Source organism: Pseudomonas sp. GW821-FHT03E01 (assembly GCF_059420765.1).
This window is the reverse complement of record NZ_JBWKUI010000001.1, coordinates 1-23,286: the sequence shown is the minus strand read 5'-3', so window position 1 is coordinate 23,286 and position 23,286 is coordinate 1. Positions and strand designations below refer to the sequence as shown.

General features: G+C 59.4%; 19 protein-coding genes. 14 read left to right on the top strand and 5 right to left on the bottom strand.

The window, feature by feature from the left end:
* Positions 1–141: 141 nt before the first annotated feature.
* The 11 genes from bamA (at position 142) to AC07VO_RS00045 (ending at position 14,610) form a co-directional block, all read left to right on the top strand.
* Positions 142–2,508, top strand: coding sequence for an outer membrane protein assembly factor BamA (gene bamA / locus AC07VO_RS00095; protein ID WP_064617559.1), 2,367 nt, complete (start codon positions 142–144; stop codon positions 2,506–2,508).
* A 221-nt stretch (positions 2,509–2,729) separates the two neighbouring features.
* Positions 2,730–3,722, top strand: coding sequence for a SphA family protein (locus AC07VO_RS00090; RefSeq protein ID WP_064617557.1), 993 nt, complete (start codon positions 2,730–2,732; stop codon positions 3,720–3,722).
* Positions 3,723–3,776: 54 nt separating this feature from the next.
* Entirely contained in the window at positions 3,777–4,958 is a 1,182-nt protein-coding gene (locus AC07VO_RS00085; protein ID WP_192350325.1) for an MFS transporter, read from the top strand.
* Positions 4,959–5,020: 62 nt separating this feature from the next.
* The gene (locus tag AC07VO_RS00080) at positions 5,021–6,472 is read left to right on the top strand and encodes a carotenoid oxygenase family protein (RefSeq protein ID WP_064621263.1); all 1,452 of its coding nucleotides are present in this window, start codon (positions 5,021–5,023) and stop codon (positions 6,470–6,472) included.
* A gap of 316 nt (positions 6,473–6,788) precedes the next feature.
* Complete coding sequence (locus tag AC07VO_RS00075) at positions 6,789–7,640, top strand: fumarylacetoacetate hydrolase family protein (protein WP_086945614.1); 852 nt, start codon at positions 6,789–6,791, stop codon at positions 7,638–7,640.
* 3 nt (positions 7,641–7,643) lie between these two features.
* Positions 7,644–8,465, top strand: coding sequence for an IclR family transcriptional regulator (locus AC07VO_RS00070; protein WP_028940728.1), 822 nt, complete (start codon positions 7,644–7,646; stop codon positions 8,463–8,465).
* A 24-nt stretch (positions 8,466–8,489) separates the two neighbouring features.
* Positions 8,490–10,136, top strand: coding sequence for a bifunctional 3-(3-hydroxy-phenyl)propionate/3-hydroxycinnamic acid hydroxylase (locus tag AC07VO_RS00065; RefSeq protein ID WP_192350324.1), 1,647 nt, complete (start codon positions 8,490–8,492; stop codon positions 10,134–10,136).
* Positions 10,137–10,160: 24 nt separating this feature from the next.
* Positions 10,161–11,009 carry a VOC family protein gene (locus AC07VO_RS00060; protein WP_192350322.1) on the top strand — a complete coding sequence of 283 codons (849 nt, stop codon included), beginning with the start codon at positions 10,161–10,163 and terminating at the stop codon, positions 11,007–11,009.
* 75 nt (positions 11,010–11,084) lie between these two features.
* Positions 11,085–12,563, top strand: coding sequence for an aldehyde dehydrogenase family protein (locus tag AC07VO_RS00055; RefSeq protein WP_192350320.1), 1,479 nt, complete (start codon positions 11,085–11,087; stop codon positions 12,561–12,563).
* Positions 12,564–12,651: 88 nt separating this feature from the next.
* Positions 12,652–13,629: a helix-turn-helix domain-containing protein gene (locus tag AC07VO_RS00050; protein WP_018928944.1), complete on the top strand. Its 978-nt coding sequence runs from the start codon at positions 12,652–12,654 to the stop codon at positions 13,627–13,629.
* A 216-nt stretch (positions 13,630–13,845) separates the two neighbouring features.
* The gene (locus AC07VO_RS00045; protein WP_192350318.1) at positions 13,846–14,610 is read left to right on the top strand and encodes a substrate-binding periplasmic protein; all 765 of its coding nucleotides are present in this window, start codon (positions 13,846–13,848) and stop codon (positions 14,608–14,610) included.
* Positions 14,611–14,639: 29 nt separating this feature from the next.
* On the opposite strand, the gene AC07VO_RS00040 is transcribed toward AC07VO_RS00045, so the two are convergent.
* From AC07VO_RS00040 to AC07VO_RS00025, 4 genes are read right to left on the bottom strand one after another with little or no spacing between them, the layout of a single operon-like run.
* Entirely contained in the window at positions 14,640–16,175 is a 1,536-nt protein-coding gene (locus tag AC07VO_RS00040; RefSeq protein ID WP_192350316.1) for an amino acid ABC transporter permease/ATP-binding protein, read from the bottom strand.
* A gap of 49 nt (positions 16,176–16,224) precedes the next feature.
* Positions 16,225–17,022, bottom strand: coding sequence for a transporter substrate-binding domain-containing protein (locus tag AC07VO_RS00035; RefSeq protein WP_064617543.1), 798 nt, complete (start codon positions 17,020–17,022; stop codon positions 16,225–16,227).
* A gap of 26 nt (positions 17,023–17,048) precedes the next feature.
* Complete coding sequence (locus tag AC07VO_RS00030) at positions 17,049–18,098, bottom strand: isopenicillin N synthase family dioxygenase (protein ID WP_192350314.1); 1,050 nt, start codon at positions 18,096–18,098, stop codon at positions 17,049–17,051.
* Positions 18,091–18,948, bottom strand: coding sequence for a sugar phosphate isomerase/epimerase family protein (locus AC07VO_RS00025; protein WP_192350312.1), 858 nt, complete (start codon positions 18,946–18,948; stop codon positions 18,091–18,093). The genes AC07VO_RS00030 and AC07VO_RS00025 overlap by 8 nt, the downstream gene beginning before the upstream one ends.
* Before the next feature lie 616 nt (positions 18,949–19,564).
* On the opposite strand from AC07VO_RS00025, the gene AC07VO_RS00020 reads away from it, so the two are divergent.
* From AC07VO_RS00020 to AC07VO_RS00010, 3 genes are all read left to right on the top strand, one after another.
* Positions 19,565–20,863 (top strand): methyl-accepting chemotaxis protein, encoded by a 1,299-nt coding sequence (locus AC07VO_RS00020; RefSeq protein ID WP_374727781.1) that lies wholly within the window; start codon positions 19,565–19,567, stop codon positions 20,861–20,863.
* 86 nt (positions 20,864–20,949) lie between these two features.
* On the top strand, positions 20,950–21,507 hold the full coding sequence (locus AC07VO_RS00015; protein WP_064621261.1) for a hypothetical protein: 558 nt from the start codon (positions 20,950–20,952) through the stop codon (positions 21,505–21,507).
* A 111-nt stretch (positions 21,508–21,618) separates the two neighbouring features.
* On the top strand, positions 21,619–22,437 hold the full coding sequence (locus AC07VO_RS00010; protein WP_018928936.1) for a DeoR/GlpR family DNA-binding transcription regulator: 819 nt from the start codon (positions 21,619–21,621) through the stop codon (positions 22,435–22,437).
* 4 nt (positions 22,438–22,441) lie between these two features.
* Here the strand turns inward: AC07VO_RS00010 and otnI are convergent, their stop codons facing one another.
* Positions 22,442–23,224 carry a 2-oxo-tetronate isomerase gene (gene otnI / locus AC07VO_RS00005; RefSeq protein ID WP_018928935.1) on the bottom strand — a complete coding sequence of 261 codons (783 nt, stop codon included), beginning with the start codon at positions 23,222–23,224 and terminating at the stop codon, positions 22,442–22,444.
* Positions 23,225–23,286: the final 62 nt, after the last annotated feature.

Here is a 23,286-nt window from a genome sequence, read left to right as displayed (position 1 = left end):
GACACTTGGTTAACCGCACCAAACGCACCGAGCTTTTATGCTTCACCTCCACCAGCCTGCTCGCTTCGCGGTAACTCGTCTTGCTGTGAGATATCCGCGCCCGCCTACGCTGCTTGTCGATGTGTTCTGGATAAGATCTTGATGAATTTTTCGCGCCTGCTCTGCTCGGCTGCACTATTGCTCAACGCCACATTTGCGCACGCCCAAGGCTTCAAAATTTCCGATATTCGCATTAATGGCCTGCAACGGGTTTCCGCCGGCAGCGTATTCGGTGCATTGCCGTTGAACGTCGGTGATGAAGCGGATGATCGTCGTTTGGTGGAGTCCACCCGTGCGTTGTTCAAGACCGGTTTCTTTCAGGATATCCAGCTGGGGCACGACGGTGACGTGCTGATCATCACGGTGGTCGAGCGCCCCTCGGTCGCCAGTATCGAGATCGAAGGCAACAAGGCGATCTCCACTGAAGACCTGATGAAGGGCCTCAAGCAATCCGGTCTGGCCGAAGGCGAGATCTTCCAGCGCGCCACCCTCGAAGGCGTGCGCAACGAGCTGCAGCGCCAATACGTCGCTCAGGGCCGCTACTCGGCGTCGGTCGATGCCGAAGTGATCCCACAACCGCGTAACCGCGTGGGCCTGAAAATCAAGATCGACGAAGGCTCTGTCGCGGCGATCCAACACATCAACGTGGTGGGCAACACGGTCTTTGCTGATGAAGACCTGATCAACCTGTTCGAGCTCAAGACCAGCAACTGGCTGTCGTTCTTCAAGAACGACGACAAGTACGCCCGCGAAAAACTCTCCGGTGACCTGGAGCGCCTGCGCTCCTATTACCTGGATCGCGGCTATATCAACATGGACATCACCTCGACCCAGGTGTCGATCACCCCGGACAAGAAACACGTCTATATCACCGTCAACATCAACGAAGGCGCGAAGTACACCGTTCGTGACGTCAAGCTCAGCGGTGACCTGAAAGTGCCTGAAGACCAGATCAGATCGCTACTGCTGGTTCAGAAAGGCCAGGTGTTTTCCCGCAAGCTGATGACCACCAGCTCGGACTTGATCACCCGTCGCCTGGGCAACGAGGGTTACACCTTTACCAACGTCAATGCGGTCCCCAACCCGAATAATGACGACCATACCGTCGATATCACCTTCGTGGTCGACCCGGGCAAGCGGGCCTACATCAACCGCATCAACTTCCGTGGCAACACCAAGACCGACGACAAAGTGCTGCGCCGCGAAATGCGTCAGATGGAAGGTGGCTGGGCATCGACCTACCTGATCGACCAATCCAAGACCCGTCTGGAACGACTGGGCTTCTTCAAGGAAGTCAACGTCGAGACGCCGGCTGTAGCGGGCGTCGACGACCAGGTTGACGTGAACTACAGCGTCGAAGAGCAGGCCTCCGGTTCGATTAGCGCTAGCGTCGGTTTCTCTCAGAGTTCCGGCCTGATCCTCGGAGGTTCGATCACTCAGAACAACTTCCTGGGCACGGGCAACTACGCCAGCCTGGGCCTGACCCGCTCGGACTACCAAAGCAAGTACAACTTCGGTTTTACCAACCCCTACTTCACGCCGGACGGGGTGAGCCTGGGCTACAACCTGTTCTACAACGCCACCGACTACAGCGATTATTACAGTGACGGCGTTTCGTACTACTCCATCAACAGCTATGGCGCCGGCACTTCACTTGGCTACCCGATCAATGAAACCTCACGGCTGAGTTTCGGCCTGACCGTGCAACACGACAACATCGAGCCAGGCACCTACAGTGCTGATGAGATCTACGATTTCATTGCACGCGAGGGCAAGGAGTTCAACAACTTCAAGGCCAACCTCGGCTGGTCGGAATCGACCCTGAACAAGGGCGTGCTGGCCACCCGCGGACATTCGCAGAACCTCAATCTGACGGTGACAGTGCCCGGCAGTGATCTGAGTTTCTACAAGATCGATTACACCGGGCAGACCTTCCTGCCACTGAGCAACGCCACTTCGCTGCGTTTCCACACCAAGCTCGGTTATGGCAACAGCTACGGCTCGACCGACGGCCTGCCCTTCTATGAAAACTACACGGCCGGTGGCGAAGGTTCGGTGCGCGGCTTTGAAAGCGGCACCCTCGGCCCGCGCAACACCCCGGCCACCGGCACCTATGCCAGTGCCGGCCAGGCGTATTATTCGGATCGGGACACCGACGCATTGGGCGGCAATATCCTCATTACCGGCGGGGTCGAATACCTGTTCCCGATGCCCTTCATCAAAGACAACAAATCCCTGCGCACTTCGGTTTTCTGGGACGTCGGCAGCGTCTACTCCAACAAGTGCTACCTGAGCACCACCCAGGGTTGCGACGGTGTCGACCTCGGTCAACTGGCCAGTTCCGTGGGGGTCGGCGTCACGTGGTACAGCCCGATGGGACCGTTGAGTTTCAACCTGGCCTTCCCGGTCAAAAAGCCTGAGAACGCTGATACGCAAGTGTTCCAGTTCTCCATGGGGCAGACTTTTTGAACCGGTGAGTCCGCAAGCATTCCACTTCGTTGGCGCACTGACACGATGTGCAGAATGTGGGACAAGCCCGCCCCCACAGGTTTCGCGCTGCCCCCCCTTGCATCATGGCGCTCTCAGTCAACTCTGGCCGCTGTGCTCAAGCATCACGAACGTCCGGGAATTAAAGTCGAAGTGCCAGGGGAGCTACCCCGGCTCACAATTCCAAGAATAGAGCCACTTCGATGAGCCTGAAAAAATCCCTGCCAGTATGCCTGGCACTCAGCTTCGCATCGCTTGCCGTACCAGCAGCAGAGGGCCCTCCACCACCGTCGGTGAGTGAACCCAGCGGTATCAATCTGGGCGGCACCAGTTTCTACGACGGTTTCGCGGGGCCGCCCGGTCTGTCCCACCTGACCTATCTGAAATTCAGCACCGCACGCAGCATCAGGGACAATGCAGGCAAGGATAATGGCGCCTTCGACAATCCGAAGATCAACGTCATCTCGCTGATCAACCAACTGAGCTATTACTCACCCGACACCATCGGCGGTGGTGCACACCTGGGCTGGAGCTTATTGGTGCCCATCATCTCCCTGGACGGTGACTTTGGCGACAACGGTGCCAAGCTCCAGGATAACGGCACAGGGCTTGGTGATGTCACGGTAGGGCCGCAGATCCAGTTCGACCCGATCGTCGACGCCCACGGCAGGCCCGTGTTTGTGCAGCGTCTGGCTTTCGACACCATCCTTCCAACCGGCAAATACGATAAACATAAAGACCTGAACCCAGGCTCCAACTACTTCTCTCTGAACCCCTACTGGGCCGCGACCTGGATGCCGGCGCCTCGTTGGGAAGTGAGCTGGAGGCTGCACTACCTGTACAACTTCAAGAACAACGATCCGGCGAGCAGTTCGACGCAACTTTTCGAGGGCCAGCCTGTGCGCGACACCCGGGCAGGACAATCGGCGTGGGCCAACTTCACGGCCTCGTATGAAGTGGTCCCCAACGTATCCGTCGGGATCAACGGGTACTACTTCAGGCAAATATCAGATGACGAGGTTAACGGAGGTCGGCTGAGCAACTCTCGGGAAAAGGTGTTGGGCATTGGCCCGGGCCTGTTCTGGAAAATCAGCGATGGCCAGGGCTTCTGGTTGAACACCTATAAAGAGACCGGCGTCGAGAACCGCGCGCAAACGGATTACGCCGTCCAGATCCGATACGCCCACACATTCTGACCGATGTGCGCCCACTCGTGCATGAGCGGGCCCTTTTACCCGAGGTGATGTTTCATGAACGCGCTCGACTCCATTGACAGTAAAAAATCATTGGCCGCTATCTGCCTGATGATGGTCATTTCCTTAGGGACGTTGCAAATCCAGCCTATTCTGGGCGGAGCCTTTATCGACCAACTCGGTTTGCCACTGAATGCCATCGGCGCCATTTTTGCGGCAGAACTGATTGCGATGGCCGTCGCCTGCGGCGTTTGCGCCATGTTGATGGCCAGCGTCGACCGGCGCCGCTTTGCCCTGATTGCCTTGCTGATGCTGGTACTCGGCAATCTGGCCAGTGCTCAACTGCATAGTCAGGGGTTGCTACTGATCTGCCGAATGATATGCGGCGCAAGCGGTGGCGCGGTCATGGCCGTTGTCTACGCCACCGCAGCCCTGCGCACATCCAAGGATTCGACGTTCGCGGTGATAAACATCGGCAACCTGCTCTGGGGGATGCTGCTTGTGAGTTCCATGCCGGTGATTCTGAAATCATTCGGCGTGGCCGGGGCGTTTTATCTCTTGGCCATCGCCAGTGCCCTGGCGATGGTTGGTAGCTGGAGAGTGCCGAGGAGCTACCCCGAGGCACATCGGGCAGCGAGCGGCTCGATCCCGCCTTTCGGGCTCACATCGATCTTACTGCTGATGCTTTTTACGCTGCTGTTTTTTGGCCATTCCGCACTGTGGGTTTATCAAGAGCGCATCGGTAAAAGCATTGGCCTGGAACCGCAACAGATCGGTGGAATACTGGGGGGCAGCATCCTTGCCGGTGCCCTTGGAGCGGCACTGGCCGGACTTATCGGCAGACGCCTTGGGTTGCTGTTTCCGCAACTACTGAGCTTCGGCACGGCGCTGATTGCGACTCTGGTCATGGTCTATGGCAATACCCCTGTCGCGTTTGCAGTCACTGCCTGCCTGATCCATGCAGTATGGTTTTTCAGTCTGCCTTACTTACTGTCTATGGCGGCCGAGCTGGACCCTTCCGGCCGACTGGCCGGGCTGGGTAACGCCGCGATTTTCGTTGGTCAGGGGCTCGGCCCGTTTGGCGCGGCACTCGTGGTAGGCGAAGGACAGTTCCGCGCCGTCGGATGGCTGGCGGCCTCGGCCTACCTGACAGCCCTGCTTATCTCGTGTCTGCTCGTTGCACGTTTTCGTCGTGACGCGAAGCCTTGCGCAACAGCACTGTCGCCTCAGTCGACCTGACCTGATATCAAACAGGAACCCCGTCAATGAACAATCGATACCCATCTTCAGAGGTTATGCCGATGACCACCCCGTTTCCCCAAACCCCTGAATTTTCCGGCGCGCTCTATGCACCCAGTCGGATAGAAGCCGAGGTGTTCGACCTGGAGATTGAAGGCACCCTTCCCGCTTCGATCCGTGGCGCTTTTTATCAGGTTGCGCCAGACCCGCAATACCCGCCGATGCTGGGCTCGGATATTTTCTTCAATGGCGACGGAATGGTCAGCGCGTTCTACTTTGCCGATGGCAAGGTGTCGATACGACGTCGCTACGTAATAACCGACCGGTTGATGGCTCAGCGCCGCGAAGGTCGCTCGCTCAATGGAATCTATCGCAACGTCTACACCAATGATCCACTGGCGGCGAAGAACAACACCACCGCCAATACCAGCGTTGTCGCTCATAACGGTGTGCTGCTTGCACTCAAAGAAGATGCCATGCCCTGGGCAATGGATCTTGAAACACTTGAAACCCTCGGCGAGTGGCATTTTGACGGGCAGATCGAATCAGCGACGTTCACCGCCCACCCCAAGCTCGACCCGGTAACAGGAAACCTCTTGGCCTTCAGCTACGAAGCCAAAGGCGACGGCACACCTGACCTGGCCTATTTCGAACTGTCGCCCGACGGAAAGCTGTTGCACCAAATCTGGTTCCAGGCGCCGTACGCGGCCATGGTTCATGATTTCGCGGTGACTGAACACTACGTGGTGTTCCCGCTGATTCCGTTGACGACCGACCTCGAGCGTATGAAGAAAGGTGGCCAGCATTTCCAATGGCAACCCGATCTGCCTCAGCTCTTCGCCGTCGTACCACGCAATGGGCGCGCGGAGGACGTTCGATGGTTCAAGGGCCCCAAGGACGGTTTCCAGGGCCATACGCTCAACGCGTTCGATGAGGGCGACAAGGTTTACGTAGACATGCCGGTCACCGGCGGGAATATCTTTTACTTCTTTCCCCAGGCCGACGGTCATGTCCCGCCACCCGAAACACTGGCGGCCAGCCTGATGCGCTGGACCTTCGACCTGACCAGCACGCAGGAGGACATTCAACCGCAGCCATTGACGGATTACCCCTGCGAATTCCCAAGGTGCGATGACCGCTACATCGGTCGAAAATATGAGCACGGCTTTGTGCTCGCGTTCGATCCAGAGCGCCCGTACAACCCCGCGAATGGGCCGATTCCGTTTCAATTCTTCAATCTGCTGGCCCATGTGAACCTGAAAACAGGCACCACCGATGCCTGGTTTCCCGGTGACAGCGGATGCTTCCAGGAGCCCATTTTCATTCCGCGCTCCCCTGATGCGCAGGAGGCGGATGGCTACGTCGTTTCCGTTCTCAATCACATCGCGGACGGTCGCAGCGAGCTTGTAGTTCTGGATTCTCGTGACATGGAGAATGGCCCCATTGCACGAATCAAAGTGCCGTTCCGGATGCGCATGTCGCTACATGGTTGCTGGGTGCCGAGCAAACAATGAACCCATCGGCGACCCACTGAAATGACAGGAAGCCTGTGATTCACCAGGCCGGGATACGGCTCCTGCCCTGACCTTCCAAACACGTCACTGTCTCGTATTGCCTGTTCCGGAGGGTCGGCAAAATGCTGCCAAAAATACATAAAAAAGCATAATTCCTGCATTTTGGGATTTTTAATAAATCCCGCTTTACAGGATTAATATCCACAACTAGATTGAACCTCAACCGCCGCGGCTTACCTGCCGCCATAGCTGCATGAGCAGTGCCGAGCTTCTTTGCTCCCTGCGCATGCGCTGATCCTCTATCAAGGAGCACTCAATGAAACTCGCGAGCTTTATTGTTCAAGGCCGTAGCACCTACGGCGTCGTCGATGGCGAGCATGTCATCGATCTGGAGTCGGTCAAGCAAACCTTCGGCACCGATCTCAAGCAGGCTATCGCCAACAATCGCCTGGCCGAACTGAGCCACGAGGTCCTCGCGAGCCTGCCTCGTATCCCATTGGCTGAAGTAACTTTTCTCCCCGTCATCCCGAACCCGGGCAAAGTGCTGTGCATTGGCATCAACTACGCCACACACGTACGTGAAACCGGTCGTGAGATGCCGACCTACCCGATGATTTTCACTCGTTTCGCTGACAGCCAGACTGCCCACCTGCAACCCATCGTTCGCCCGAAGGCCTCGCACAAGCTTGATTTTGAAGGCGAGCTGGCGGTGGTGATCGGCAAACCGGCGCGTCACGTCAAACAAGCCGACGCGCTGGACTATGTCGCCGGTTACGCCTGCTACAACGACGGCAGTGTCCGCGACTGGCAGAAACACACCATTCAATTCGTTCCGGGCAAGAACTTCCCGAACACCGGCGGCTTTGGACCTTGGCTGGTCACCCGCGACGAGATCGGCGATCCGCAGGACCTGGAACTGACTACCCGCCTCAATGGCGAAGTCATGCAGCACACCAGCACCAGCGACATGATTTTCGATGTCCGCGCACTGATCGAATATTGCTCCACCTTCACCGAACTGGCCCCCGGCGATGTGATTGTCAGCGGCACCACCGGCGGCGTCGGCGCGTTCCGTGAACCGCCGGTATGGATGAAACCGGGCGATGAAGTCGAGATCGAAATTTCGCGAATCGGCATCCTGCGCAACAGCATCGTCGACGAGCAGTAAGCCATGGCCACACTACGCGAATCGGAACAATTGCCGGTGCAGGATATCGACAGTAAAGGTTCTAGCCTGGAGCGCATGCTGCGGGTACTCGATCTGTTTACCGAAGAGAGTCCGATCTGGGCTGTCGATGACATGGGCGGTGCATTGGGGTTTACCCGTTCAACCATCTACCGCTATGTGCGCGAACTGGCCGAGGCCAACTTGTTGTTCCAGGTCGGGGCCGGACGTTACGCCCTGGGCGCGAGAATCATTACCTGGGACCGTCAGTTGCGACTGAGCGACCCTTTGGTGCGCGCCGCACAATCATTGGAGCCAAGCCTCCCACGCTGGAGCGAGCAGCAGATCTGGCTGATCTGCCGCCTGTTCAAGGACCAGGTGGTCTGCATTCATCAATACGGCGATTTGTTCAGCGAGGTCAGCTACTCACGCGGCTCACCGAGGCCGTTGTTCCTGGGGGCGACCTCCAAGGCCATCCTCGCCAACATGACCTCGCGTCAACACAGCCAACTCTTCCTGGAAAACCCCGATGAGGTGCGCGCCAGCAACCTTGGTCAGACCTGGGAACAGTTCCGCCGCTCGCTGCAGCGTCTTCGTCATCAGGGCTATGTGGCCAGCGCCGGCGAAGTCGACGCTGGCGTCTATGGCCTCGCCGCTCCGATCTTCGATGGCGATGGCAAAGTCGTCGGCAGCATCAGCTGCGTGCGCCCGATTCAGGAACGTGACAGCACTCAGGAAGAACAGCAAGGACAGCAGGTCCTCGCCCTGGCGCAAAACCTGTCGCAACTCATGGCTGCACTCGCCAACCGCCCCAAGCCATTGGACTGAGCCATCCGGAAGGGAACAACAACAATGACACCCCTCAAAAAAATCAGTACACACGTCTTGATCATCGGCGCCGGGCCCACCGGGCTGACCCTGGCCAACTTGCTTGGCCAAGCCGATGTGGACACCTTGATCATTGATCGCAAGCCGGACACCGTGACCGAGCCGCGGGCCGTTTCGATCGATGACGAATCCTTGCGCACCATGCAGGCCGTCGGACTGGATGAAGCCGTGTTGCGAGATGTAGTGCCGGGCTATGGCGTGCACTACTTCACTCGGCCCGGTGGCCGCTGCTTCGGCAAAGTCGAGCCCACCGGCAAGTTGTATGGGTTCCCCAAGCGCAATGCATTTCGCCAGCCACTGTTTGAACACACCCTGAAAATGGGCCTCGAGCGCTTTTCCAACCTGAAGGCACGGTTCAGCCATGAGCTGCTGGAATTCAGTCAGGATAAGCATGGCGTGCGCGCACTGATCCGTGACGCAAGCGGCGTAACTGTCGAAGTCCATGCGGCCTATCTGGTCGCCTGCGACGGTGGTCGTAGCCCGGTGCGCAAGCAACTCGGAATCGAGATGGTTGGCTCGAGCTTCTCCTCGCGCTGGCTGGTGGTCGACACTGATCAGGATGACGATCCGTTCTGGCAAACACGTGTGTACTGCGATGCACGCCGTCCCGTCGTTGAAGTACCCGGCCCCCACCGCACACGCCGCTTCGAGTTTCTGCTCAAGCCGGACGAAACCGATGAGCAGGTACTCGGCGATGCTCGCCTGCAAGCGTTACTTTATCCCTTCAAGGGCAACACCCCGGCGTCCATCGTGCGCAAGACCGTTTATACCTTCCACGCCCGGGTTGCCGAACGGTGGCAAGTGAACCGCGTGTTTCTCGCCGGCGATGCCGCGCATCTGACTCCGCCTTATGCCGGACAGGGCATGAACAGCGGTGTTCGCGATGCCCATAACCTGGCCTGGAAACTGATCGGCGTGCTGAAGGGAAAAATGGCTGAAACGGCTCTACTGTCTTACGAAAGCGAGCGTCGCGATCACGCCTGGGCATTGATCAGACTGGCCTTGAACCTCGGCGTGGTCATGGCGCCGGCAACTGTCTTGCGCGCTCGTTTGATCAGCGGTGCATTTGCTTTGATCGGCCTGCTGCCGCCGTTGCGGGACTATTTCCTGCAAATGCGCTTCAAGCCTAAACCCCGATTCACCAAGGGGCTGGTACTGATCGAAGGCAAAGCCGGGAAACTGTCCTGCGGACACATGTTCCCTCAACCGATGCTCACCGATGTTCAAGGCCAGGAAATTCTGCTCGATGACTCGATCGGTGCCGGCTTCGCCTTGATTCAGTACGGCGACCACAGCCGCCAACGCATCGACGAACTCCAGCATGGCTTGTGGTTCCACCTCGAAGCCAAGCGCATTCTGATCCTTCCCGAGCCTGTCAAAAACATCCCTTCGATGCCTGGCTGCACGGTGCTTCATGACCGCCAGGGTTTGCTCAAAGAAATACTGGGCGATTCAAACACGTTCTTACTGCTGCGCCCGGATCGCTATATCGCCGCCATTTTCGATAAGGCCGGCGAAACAAAGGCTGCCGAATCTTTGCAGTTGCTGTTCGGCATCGCACAGGCGCGAAACCAAAAAGCCGAATCAAGCATCGCGCCAGTCTTTCCCTGAATTCTTAAAGCCACGGAGGTGTTTATGCAAACCCTACAGACCTGCACCCCTGCACGCCTGTGCTACCTGCATCTGGCGAGCAAAGAGCCGCAACGACAAATCGATTTCTACCGGCGCATGCTGGACATGGAAGGTCTGGTACAGCCCGATGGCAGCTGGATACTCAGTGGCCCGCAACGCGCCATGCTCGTGTCGCCCGCCGATCACAGCGGCCTGCTCGCGGCGGCCTATGACCTGGGCGATCAGGCTCGGCTGGGAGAACTGCGTGCCCGCCTGAACGAGAACGGCTGTGCTGTCGAAGACATCGACTCGCCGTTGCTCGAACCGGATGCCTTTGTGCTTCGTGACCCTCAAGGCCGACAAACGATATTTGGCGTGTCCCGCATTGATCCCGGTGTCGACCGTCAAGGCATGCCGGGCCGCTTGCAGCACGTGGTATTCCAGACCACTGAACTGGAAGCCATGATCGATTTCTACGTCAATAAGGTCGGGTTTACGGTATCGGACAATGTCGTCGACGAGCAGACCGGCCAGCTCATGGTGTGCTTCCTGCGCTCGGACGATGAACATCATTCGCTGGCATTTTTCCGCGGTTCGAAAAACGAATGGGATCACCACTGCTACGAAACCAATGAATGGAATGACATCCGCGACTGGGGTGATCGCTTCGCCAAGGAACGCATCACCATTTTCTTCGGCCCCGGCCGGCATGGGCCGGGCAACAATCTGTTCTTTATGGTCGTCGATGCCGATCGCAACCGCCTGGAGTTTTCCGCCGAACTCGAAATGACCGATGCCGCCCGCCAACCCGGTGTCTGGCCGCAGGAGGAGTACACACTCAATTCCTGGGGGCGCGCCTGGATCAGAAGCTGAGCACATTCTTCAGACAAGGTTTTGCATCATCCATGTCCTTAATCGACGCGGCCACCTGCCTCCAAAGGTAAGACTATGACGACTCAACATTTGCCCCTCTACGCCATCAATGGCGACCAATACATCAATGGCACCTGGCGCGCAGGTCGTTCCTCGCGGCGCCTGGATGACCGCAACCCCTTCAATGGCGAGCAACTGCTGGAAATGCCACTGGCCTCGATTGCCGATCTCGACGATGCCTATCAGGCTGCATATCGTGCGCAAACAGCGTGGGCACAGCTGCATCCGACACAGCGCAGCGCGCAACTGGAGAAACTCGCTCATGTCATCCTGAACCGCCGCGATGAAATCATCGACTGGCTGATACGTGAGTCCGGCAGCACGCGCATCAAGGCGAGCATGGAATGGCAGTTCACCCTGAACCTGGTGCGTGAGTGCGCAACGTTGCCGATGCAGGTTGAAGGACGAATCCTGACAAGCTACAAGCCCGGTGAACAGAGCTTTGTCTTCCGTGAACCGCTGGGTGTTGTCGGGGTGATCAGCCCATGGAATTTTCCGTTGTACCTGAGCATGCGTTCGGTGGTCCCGGCACTCGCGCTTGGCAACACAGTGGTGCTTAAACCCGCCAGCGACACGGCCGTAACAGGCGGCCTGCTGATTGCTCATTTGTTCGAAGACGCAGGCTTCCCGGAGGGTTCGCTCAATGTCGTGGTCGGTGCAGGTTCGGAGATCGGCGATGCCTTCGTCGAACACCCGGTGCCAAGCCTGATTTCCTTCACCGGCTCAACCGATGTCGGTCGCAATGTCGGCCGGATTGCGACTGGCGGCAAACACATCAAGCGCGTTGCGCTGGAGTTGGGCGGCAATGCTCCACTGGTGGTCCTGGATGACGCGGATATTGATATAGCCGCGCACGCAGCAGTGGTCGGGCGTTTCCTGCATCAGGGCCAGATCTGCATGAGCGTCAACCGGGTGATCGTCGACCGCTCGCTGTATGCGGACTTCACCGCGCTGGTGGTGGAGCGAGTGCGCAAGCTCAAGACCGGCGACCCGGCCCACGCAGACACCGTGATCGGGCCGGTGGTCAATCAGAACCAGCTCGATGGCCTGTTGCGTAAAATCGATGCCGCCGAGAATGCGGGCCTCAAGCGGTTGTGTGGCGGCCCAGCGTCCGGGTTGGTGTTGCCTGCGCATGTCTTCGGTGAAGTCGGGGCCGATCAGGAACTGGCACGTGATGAAACCTTCGGGCCGTTGCTGCCGCTGCTGATCGCAGAAAACGAAGCGCATGCGTTGGAGTTGGCCAACGCCAGCGAATATGGCCTGTCCAGCGCGGTATTCACCCGGGACATGGCCCGAGGCTTGAACTTCGCCCGTGGCATCGTGGCCGGGATGACCCATATCAACGACATCACCGTCGACGACCAGCCCAATGCGCCCTTCGGCGGCGAAAAGAACTCCGGCCTCGGGCGTTTCAATGGTCACTACGCCCTGGATGAATTCACCCGCGCCCATTGGGTCACCTGGCAACCGGGGAGCCACCACTACCCTTTCTGACTCTTGATCGATACTGACCGGACTAAAATTGGGCAAGTGTTGACCCATTTGCCCAATCAACAAAAACAATAAGAAAAGAGGCGAAAAAATGAGTCATTTAGCCTGTGTGTCCACCGATCAGGTTGTTCGATCCGACCGGCTGATGAAGTGGAAAGAGTTCATGAGCGATCACTTGGGTCGCACGCCGGACTACATCAAGCGTCTGGAGTCGACATTCATCGACCCGTTGCATAACAGCAACTTTCAAGGTCGGCTGGAATATGGCGATCTGGGTCAGCTCGGCTTCTGCCGCATGACCGCCAGTGCCCATCGCTACTCACGCCATCTGAGCAAAGCGGTCGACTCACCCGATACGCCGCGCATGCTGATTCTGCAGATCGCCGGCGTCAGTCATTTCGAACAAGGTCGGCACTGCAGCGCATTAGCGCCTGACGAGATGCTGTTGGTCGACAGCGGCCAGCCCTTCAGCGTCACCAGCACTCAAGGTTGCGAACATTTTATCCTGCTCTTCAAGGGGCCGGCCCGACAGCCACCGCAAGCGGGCGATGTTCACCTGAACGGGCGCAATGGATTGGGCCGCATGTTGATGCATCTGATTAGTGATGCGTACAGCCAGTACCCACTGCTCAACAATCATTCGGCCGAACTGATCGGCAACAGCATCGTGGGGCTTCTGGATAACGCCCTGAAGAACAAACAGGAAGAAAAACAACTCGAACACGATTTCCGCTTCTTCAAGCAAAACCGTCTCAAGGCGTATATCGAGCGCCACCTGGCCGACCGCGACCTGACCATCGAGCGCATCGCCAGCGTCGAGCAATGCTCGGTGCGCAGTTTGCACCGCGCATTTCAGGAAGAGCTCGGCTGCAGCATCAGCGAATACATCTGGCAACGGCGCCTGTCGCGCTGCGCCGAAGATCTGCGCAGCCGGGAACATGCCCATCGCTCACTCACCGACATCGCCTTTGCCTGGGGCTATGGCAGCAGTGCTCATTTCAGCAGACAGTTCAAATCGGCATTCGGCATATCGCCCAAGCTGTTCCGCGATACCCAGGCCCGATCCTGACGCCACCTGCTGCTCGCCCATTGTGATGCGGGTGCACAACAGGTACTGGCCCCGCAAAACACATTCACTTGGGAGGTAGATGTGTCCCGCCACAAAGTCTGCGTAAAATACGGCGTCGATGCCGAATCCAATACAAAAACAGACTCATCATCCCTGTGATCAATACCACCGGTGAATTGTGGCTCCCCCCTACTTTCAATGCCTGAATGATCAACCATGAGCGGGAGTTCACGGATCTCAACTGCCCGTACAAAGACGCTTTGCAGGTTGTGCCTGTCGATCTCGCTGCTGATTGCCTGTCACGCGAGTGGCGCGCCCTTGCCGCTCGAACTGTATATCCCGGACGCTCCACCCCTGACGTTCGTCGATGGCTCCAAAGGCCACGGCATGGTCGGCGAGGCCGTGATGACCGCCATTGCCAACGCCGGCTATGTCGCGCATGTCCATGTGCTTCCCTGGGCCAGATCGCAGAAACATGTCAGCGAGACTGAGGACATCCTGATCGCCCCTTTGTCACGCACGCAGGAACGTGAAGATCGCTTCACCTGGATCGCGCCGATCATGCCCATGGAGCGTGCTTTTTTCAGCCTTGACCGGCCGGTGAGCAGCTTCGAGCAAGCGAAACAAACCTACCGGGGGATCGGCGTCGGCCTGGGCAGTGCGCAGGAGGAAATCCTCCGTGAACAAGGCTTCAGCGACGAGCAGATCCACCCCCTGACCATTGGCGACAACCCCGCGCAGATGCTCTTGAAAGGTCGCATCGATGCCTGGTTCAACGGTGTCCCGGAGAGTCGATACATCTGGCCGAAAGTGTCTGAACATACACTGCACATGAGCCCCGTCATGAGCAGTGTGGACCTCTACCTGGCTTGCTCGAAGCAGTGCTCCGCCCAACTGGTGCAAGACTTGCGCGCGGCGGTTGAAACGCTTCGCGATGACGGCACCCTGGCGCGCATACAAAAGCGCTATTTGTCGCCATAGGAATTCTGAGGGCACACGGCTAAACCCATTCAAGGCAGGCATCCCTCCTCCTCTGGCACCTGCAATCCCATGAACCGCCGCACTCGATGAGCCTCGGGCTGCTCGCGGATCGCCTGTGGCGAGGCATCCAGCTGAATGTGGCCGTTTTCCATGAAGATCACCCGGTCGGAAATCGACAGGGCAAAATCCATCTCGTGGGTGACAATCAGCAGGGTCATGCCTTCGCGGGCCAGGTGGCTGATGACCGCGAGTACTTCGCCGACCAGCTCCGGATCCAGCGCCGAGGTCGGTTCGTCGAACAGCAGGATATCCGGGTCCATGGCCATGGCCCGGGCAATCGCCACGCGTTGTTGCTGGCCGCCGGACAGTTGATGCGGATATTTGTGGACGTGTGCCAACAGGCCGACCTTGTCGAGTAACTGGCAGGCGCGTTGCTCGCTCAACACACGACCGACACCGTGATAACGGGGAGCGAGGCTGATGTTGTCCAGCAGTGTGCGGTGCGGGAACAGGTTGAAGCTCTGGAACACCATGCCGATGCGCCGTACGCCCTGACGAATCCGACGGCTATCCGGTTTGTCCCAGGCATTGATGAAGCCCTCGCCGAACAACAGGATTTCGCCCTGATCGATGCGCTCCAGGCCATTGACCGTACGAATCAGCGAAGTCTTGCCGGAGCCGGACGGGCCGATGATCGAAATCACCTGGCCACTTTGTACCTTCAGGTCGATGCCCTTGAGCACATGATGATCGCCGTAGCGTTTGTGCACACCCTGCAGTTGCAGGGCCGGGGCGGCGCCTTTGGATGGCGGCTTGAGCTTGCTCGATAGCACAGGCGCCAGGCTGTCACGCAGCGCTTGTGTCGAGGCGCTGTCGAGGGTTTGCGGTGTCCGCAGGTTGAGGTCCAGGTAGCGTTCCAGACGCTGCAGGGCAAAGCCGAACAGCGTGACGATCAGCACGTAGTACACACCCACCGCCGCCAGGGTTTCCATCACCAGGAAATTTTGCGCATACAGGCGCTGGCCGACGGTCAACAGTTCGGTCAATGAAATCACCGAGATCAACGAGGTCAGTTTGACCACCGTGATGTATTCGTTGATCAAGGTCGGCAGTGAGATACGAAATGCCTGGGGAATCACAATCAGCCGTTGCAGGCCGAGCAGGCCGATACCCAGGGCGCGGCCGGCTTCCTTCTGGCCCTTGGCGACCGAGATCAGTCCGCCACGATGAATTTCGGCCATGTAGGCGGCCTCAGTGACCACCAGCGCCAACAGACCGGAATAGAACGGTACCGACAGCACCGGCCCGGCACCGGGCAGCAACTGCGGCAGGTTGTAGATGAAGACCACCAGCACCAGCAGCGGAATGCTGCGAAAGAACCAGATGTAGAGTGACGCCGGCAAGCGCAGCCAGGGCGAGCCGGACAACTTGGCTGACGCCAGGATGAAGCCCAGCAACATCCCCAGGAACCAGGCCAGGGCGCTCAGTTCGATGACGGTCAGGCTCGCCGCCCAGAAGTCAGTCTTGGAGAACAGCGAAATAAAGTAAGACCAGTCGAATTGCATAGACACCTCGTGCTCGCCGCGCCCTCGACCGAGGGCGCGGCTTCAGCCATTACTCGGAGACCGGTTCCAGATCGTATTTTTTGAGAATGGCGGCGTACTCGCCGTTGGCTTTGCTGTCGGCCAGGGCCTTGACCAGCGCCTGATAGGTCGCCTCGGCGTCTTTTTTCACGTAGATGCCCAAGGTCTGCGGGTAAACCAGCTTCTGCGAGCTGACCACGACCCGCCCGTTGGTGCGCTGGGCGATCATGTGCGCGGCACCGGCGATTTCCACCTGGGCCTGAATGTTTTTCGACAGCAGCGCCTGCGTTACTTCGGGGGCCGAGGGGTATTCGTTGACGGTGATGGCGCCTTTGTTGTTCGGTACGCAGTAGTCGCTGGACAACTGGTTGAACTTGGCAACCCAGGTGGTGCCCTGCTCCAGGCCGATCTTCAGGCCGCACAAGTCCTCGGGAACCTGCGGGCTCAACTCACTGCCCTTGGGCACCATGATCGCCGCGCCGGTATTGGCGTAGGCGATAGTGCGGGCCTGGAGCTGGCGCTCGGGGGTGATGTACATGCCGGAAATGATCGCGTCGTAATGCCCGGCGTTGAGGCCGTTGATCAGATTAGGGAACTTGGTGTCGACGAAGTTGGCCTTGACGCTCATCGCCTTGGCCAGGGAGTGGGCCAATTCAGGATCAGAGCCGACCACATTCTTGTCAGCGTCGTAGGACTCGAACGGCGGGTAAGTGATTTCCATACCGACTTTCAATACACCGGGGGTCGCGGTGCTGGCGAAGGCGGTGCTGGCGCAGAACAGGCTGGCGGCGAGCAGGCTCAGTCGGGTCGAGGCGCAATGGATTTTCATGGTGGGAAGCTCCGTGGGTTGTTTTTTTAGGAATGAGAGGTGGTGTTCTTCAGATGGCCGAAACTCGATGGCTTTCGGGCCCGGGACGGCAACTCAAGCTCGCCGTTCTCCACGCGTTTGCGCAGGTACTGGTAGGTCTGTAAGGCCTGGCTCCACATGTGTTCGCCAATCGCCAGCGCCTCGTACTCCCGGTCATCCCTGGCGAATGCCGGCAGCGGCTTGATCAGCGTGTGATAGTCGCAGGCGTAGAACAGCGGGAAGCTGTAGCGCTCCTGCGCGACCTTGCGCACCCGGTGGGCAGTGGCCACAAAGGCACCCGCGGTCATGACTTCCAGCATGTCGCCGATGTTCACCACGAACGCGTCGGGTAGTGGCGGCGCGTCAATCCACTGCCCCTGATCATTGAGCACCTCCAGCCCCGGTTGATCGGCGTGCAGGATGGTGAAGCACTCGTAGTCGGTATGCGCGCCGATGCCCGGAGCGTCGACGACATCGGCGTCGAAGGGGTAATGGATCAGCCGCAACTTGGAGGGTGGGCGAGTCACCAGCGCGTCGAAGTACCCCTCCTCCAGCCCCAGGGCCAGGGCGAAGCCATCGAACAGCCGGCGGCCTAGCGCGAACACCGCCTGATAGTAGTTCTGTACCGCGCTCTGGAAACCCGGCACGTCGGGCCAGTGGTTCGGCCCCAGCAGCGGTGTACGGTTGAGGAACAGCGGGTCATCCGCTGGCACTTCGAAGCCGATATCGAACGCTTCTTTGTGATCCGGCTTGCCCTTGGAATACACCTCCTCTCCTTCGGGCACGAAGCCCTTGTGGCTTTCCGAGGCGCCGATGTAGTGGCGCATCTTGGCGTCCAGCGGTTGCGCAAAATAATCCCTGGCCGCCTGGCGCAGGCCCTCGATCAGCGCCGGATCGATGCCGTGCCCGGTGATGTACAGAAAGCCCACATCGCTGGCGGCGCGGCCCAGTTGCTCGGCCACGGCCAGGCGGTGCTCCAGTTCGATGCTGAAGAGCCCGGCGATGTTCACCACCGGAATGCTGTTGAAGTTGGCTTGGGTTGGCGAGGTGTTACGCATGGCGGGCTCCTTCACGGGTGAAACGGTCGAAGTGTTCGCGCTCGGTCCGGGCCATCCACTGGTTCAAGGTCCAGAGGTCGGCCACCGGCATGTTGGTGAAGGGCAAGTGATGCAGATAACCGTCGGCACCGAACTCCGGGGTCAAGGTGCTGACCGGGTAGCCACGTTCGCGCTGAGCGGTCCAGACGGCCTCCCAGTGGCGCTGATGGAACGCCAGTTCACGGGCATATTCCGGTGCGGCGGGATGGGGGACTTGCGGGCCTTGGTCGTAGCCGACCCGCGCCTGGATGTGATGCACGCGTTCGACGAAAGCCGAAAGATCGTCGGCCGGATCGTCCAGCAGTCGCTCACAGCACACCACCCAGTGGCTGATGTCACTGGTGAAACGCAGGTCCGGCAGTTGGCGGATCAGCTCCAGGGTCACCCAAGGGCTGTAAAGGGAACGGGCGCGATGGGTCTCGAAACTGCAGAACACGCCATGCCTGGCGGCCAGTTCCAGGGCCTGGCCGAAGAATTCGACCTGCAATGCCTGCGGCCAGCGGTCGTTGCCTGCCAGCAGATTGACGAAACGTGGGGTCAGCTCCGAGGCCCAGCCCAGTTTGCGATCAATGTCGGCCAAGTGTTGGGTGGGCGTGGCGTTCTGGTCGGGCAATACATCGTAGGCACTGAACAGTGTGCAGATGTAGGGAACTTGATTACTGCGCAGGAAAGCGCCGAACTCGCCACGCTCATCGGCCTGCAGTGGCAGGCGCGCTTCGAGGCCATCGAAGCCGGCGGCGAGCAGTTCATCCAGGGCCTGCGCCTTGCTGGCGGTATAGCCCCATAACGTGCGGAAAATTTCTAGCTTCATGCATTCCTCTCGGCTGCGTCAGGCCACCCGCTATTGGGCTGGCGTTACTGGGCAGTCGAAAGAAGTTGCTGCGGGCCGCGGCTCTGATGGCTGCGGTCCCGTGTGACGAATCCTAAGGCTAGGGCGACAAGCGATTGAATAGGCTGCAGCAAATAGTTAGTTCAGAAATTCATGAACTAACGATGCCGGATTTTCTCGCGTTGTGTAAGCCGCAATGCGATCCGTAGCAGCTGTCGAACCTGCGCTCGCTGTAGCAGCTGTCGAGCTTGCGAGGCTGCGTTCGGCTGCGAAGCAGTCGTGAGTCCGGCTGATGTGGTCTGCCTGACACATCGCGAGCTCTGGTTTTACGACTGCTTCGCAGCCGAACGCAGCCTCGCAGGCTCGGCAGCTGCTACCAAGTGTGCGCCCGGTGCGGATGGGCACGAACCAGAACAGAGCACGGCGGCTCTGCCATTCCCGCGACTGGTGCGTTGCTCGCCTGTTCTGCCTTCGCAGCCCTGTAGCCTTCGGATGCACCTCCCTTCCATCGCAGGGGTGACAGGCTGATCCGTTGTCGAGCACAAAGGCTGGCAAACAACTTGCTTGGGCTCTGTTCAAGCTTGAGCCATCAACACCGATGGTTTGGCAAACATCTCGGACAACGGCGTCCGCTCCCCTGCCCATTGCGGCAGGAGAGCGTGCGCCGTTTTTGCTTTCATCCCGGCATCAGAAGGAAATCCTCATGTCCGCTCAAGGAATGCACCCACCGGGTCACGCCATCGTTCATCTGCGCAGCGATGGCGGCACATCGCACCCGGCCGGCACATCATTCGCCAAAGCCTTGTTCGAACCTGGCAGAGCCCTGCTCGAACGCAGCAGGATCGGCTTCTGGCTACCGCTCGGTTTGGCCCTCGGCGCCTGTGGTCTCGCACTGGCCGAACAGCCCGCAAGCGCATTGGCCCTGATACCTGGCGTGCTGTACCTGGGATGCGCCTGGCAGCTGCGCGAGCGTCATCAACGCCAGCTACAGACATTCTGGGACACGCAACTGGCACAACTGCTGCGCAGTTCCCGGGATGCCGACCCCGCGACACTGCTGGTGGCCGCCAGCCTGCAACTGCGCAACAACGAACGCTTGCGCAGCGAAGTGCAGTTCGCCAGCCGTGCCTTGGAGCAGATGGCCCAACAGGCCCGCGACCAAGGAGCGGAACAGAGCCAACGCATTGCCATGATCGCCGCCGCCAGCGAACAGATCGATCAGACCCTGCACAGCATCGATGCCTTGGCCAAGGGCGCGCTGGCAGCCTTCGCCAACGCTCACACTCAGAGCGAAACCGGTTGCCTGGAGGCGCGCTCAGTGGGCGACAGCATGCGCGCCATTCAGCACCGCCTGGGCAATACCGCGCATACCGTGGACGCGTTGCTGCAGCGCACGACCGCCGTGGAAAGCACGGTCAACAGCATTCAGGCATTGGCCAAACAGACCCAGTTGCTGGCGCTCAATGCCTCCATCGAGGCGGCCCGTGCCGGCGAGCACGGGCGCGGTTTCGCCGTGGTCGCCGATGAGGTCCGCAGCCTGGCCCAGGCCACCGACCGGGCGACCCATGAAATCACCAGCGCCGCGACGGCGATCGCCATGGCCGTGCGCCAGGTGGATGGCGAGGTCAAGGAACACCGCGATCTGCTGGCAGCCGGGAGTGAACAGAGCGAGCAGCTCGCCGCCAACCTCGACGACCTGGCTCAACATAGCCAGACCAATCTGCAACAGCTCGGCGCCATGCAACAGGCGCTCAGCGAGCATCAGCTAGCCAATCATGCCCTCAGCGAACAGTTGCAACAGGTCAATGGCGCGGTGCAGGAACAGAGCACGCAAACCAATGCGCTGCACGACCTGACCCGTTATCTCAACCAGCTCACCGTCGGAAGCCGCCCATGAATCCAGCACTCGCCACAGCATTCGACGATGGGCCATCCCGCCAAGTCCGTCTGCCACAGGGTGATACGGGACTAAGGCAGGCGCTGTTGCTCGGTCTCGACCTGCTGCAAGGGCTACAGCAGCATCGCGGTCTCGGCGGACAAGTCACCCGCGAGGCGCAACAACGTTGCCAGGCATTGGGGCACGCGCTCGACCAACGCTGGAGGGAGTGGCCGTATTCCGCACAGTGCCAGGCCTGGGGCGCGTTACGTCGCGACCCGGCGGATTTCGATGGCCATTGCCGATTGCTGCAGGACCTGCTCGGCGCCATCCAGCACCTCGAACTGCAACGCTGTGCGCTCAGCCTGGCGCGCCCGAGCATCGCCGCGCGCTGCTGGGAACTTGAAGAGCTGGGACGACTGCGCGGGCTGTCGGTACGCGCCGCCGCCCATCGAAGTTGCCCATTGGAAATGCTGATTCAATTGCAGTACCTGCACGAACGCTTGCTCAAGCACGCTCCCCATTCGCTGCACACTGCGCTCGAACAACTGCAACGCTGCCTGATCGGGACAACCACCGTGTCCATCACCCCGGCGCAGTGCTACGCCCTCCTCACCCCATTGCTCGACGAACGCCTGGACGCTATCCGCCGGGATCTGGATTGAGGCTGCCGTCACCAGAACAGAGATCCGCAACAGCTCGTTCCTTTACCGTAGATTCGCTACTATGTTTGCACCGCTTTCCTTGTCGGCGGATTTCTTCACTCTGGAGCCCGAATGCCTAGTCAAAAGGACATCGCCGCCGAAAGCGGCGCACCGATGATTCCTGAACAGCGCCGTGAATTGATGCTGCGCCAATTGCGCAAGCATCAGGTGCTGAGCGTTCATCAGTTGATGGAAATGTTCGACTGCTCGCACATGACCATCCGCCGCGATATCGCGCTGCTTGAACAGGAAGGCCGTGCTTACTCGGTCACTGGCGGCGTGCGAATTGCCAGCCAGCTCCACAGCGAGCCCAGTCATCAGTTCAAGGCGGTGGTCGAGTTGCCGCAGAAGCAGGCGATGGCCAAGCTGGCCGCGCGGCTACTGCATGCCGATATGACGGTTTATCTGGATGCGGGGACCAGCACACTGGAAATCGTCCCGTACATCAAGGCGCTGTCGGGAATGACCGTGGTGACCAACGACTTCGGGATTGTCCAAGCGCTGATCGATGCGCCCCATGTCACGGTGATTCACACCGGCGGGCAACTGGATCATTCGAATCAATCGTGCGTGGGTGGGCTGGCGGTGGCCACCTTGCGTCAGATCGTCACCGATATCGCTTTCATTTCCACCAGCTCCTGGGATTTGCGTCGCGGCCTCACCACGCCGTCGGCGCTGAAGGTGGAGGTCAAGCAAGTCGCGATGCAATCGGCCTCGCAAGTGGTGCTGGTGGCCAGCAGTTCGAAGTACGGCACGTTCAGCATGTACCGGATCGCCGGGCTCGAGCAGTTCGACATCATCCTCAGCGACGACGCACTGACCCCTGCCGCGGCCGATAGCATCCGCAAGCAGGGTGTCGAACTGCTGTTGCCTTCCGATAACAACCTGTAAGGCGTTAGCGCGCCTTCCAGTCCCGCAGCCACTGCAAGCCGGCCGACGTGTTGCCACGGGGCCGGTATTCGCACCCTACCCAGCCGTCATAACCCAACTGGTCGATCAACTCGAACAGATAGGGATAGTTGACTTCGCCCAGGTCCGGCTCATGTCGATCCGGTACGCCGGCGATCTGGATATGACCGATGCCGGCGAAATCCCGACGCAGTTTAGTGGCCAGGTCACCTTCGACGATCTGGCAGTGGTAGCAATCGAACTGAACCTTCAGGTTACCGGCGCCCACTTCCTTGCAGATGGCCTGGGCCTGATCCTGGCGGTTGAGGAAAAAGCCCGGCATGTCGCGCGTGTTGATCGGTTCCAGCAGCACGGTGACACCGACCTTGGCGGCCTGCGCGGTGGCATAGGCCAGGTTCTCCAGGTACACGCCGTGATGCCGTGGTCGATCACTTTCCGACGGCAACAACCCGGCCATCACATGGATGCGTGAGTTGCCCAGGACGGCGGCGTATTCCAGTGCGCGATCGAAACCGCTGCGAAATTCACTCTCCCGGCCCGGCAACGACACCGTGCCCCGCTCACCCGCCGCCCAATCGCCGGGCGGGGCGTTGAACAGCGCCTGCACCAGGCCGTTGTCGCTCAGGCGTTGTTTGAGTTCCTGGGCGCTGTAGTCGTAGGGGAACAGGTATTCCACCGCTTCAAAACCATCGGCGGCCGCGGCGGCGAAACGATCCAGAAACTCATGTTCCGGGTAGAGCATGCTGAGGTTGGCAGCAAAACGAGGCATGGTAGCTCCTATGTATGTTTTTTGTAGGAGCCAGGCTTGCCGGCGAAGGCGCTCTTAAAGAC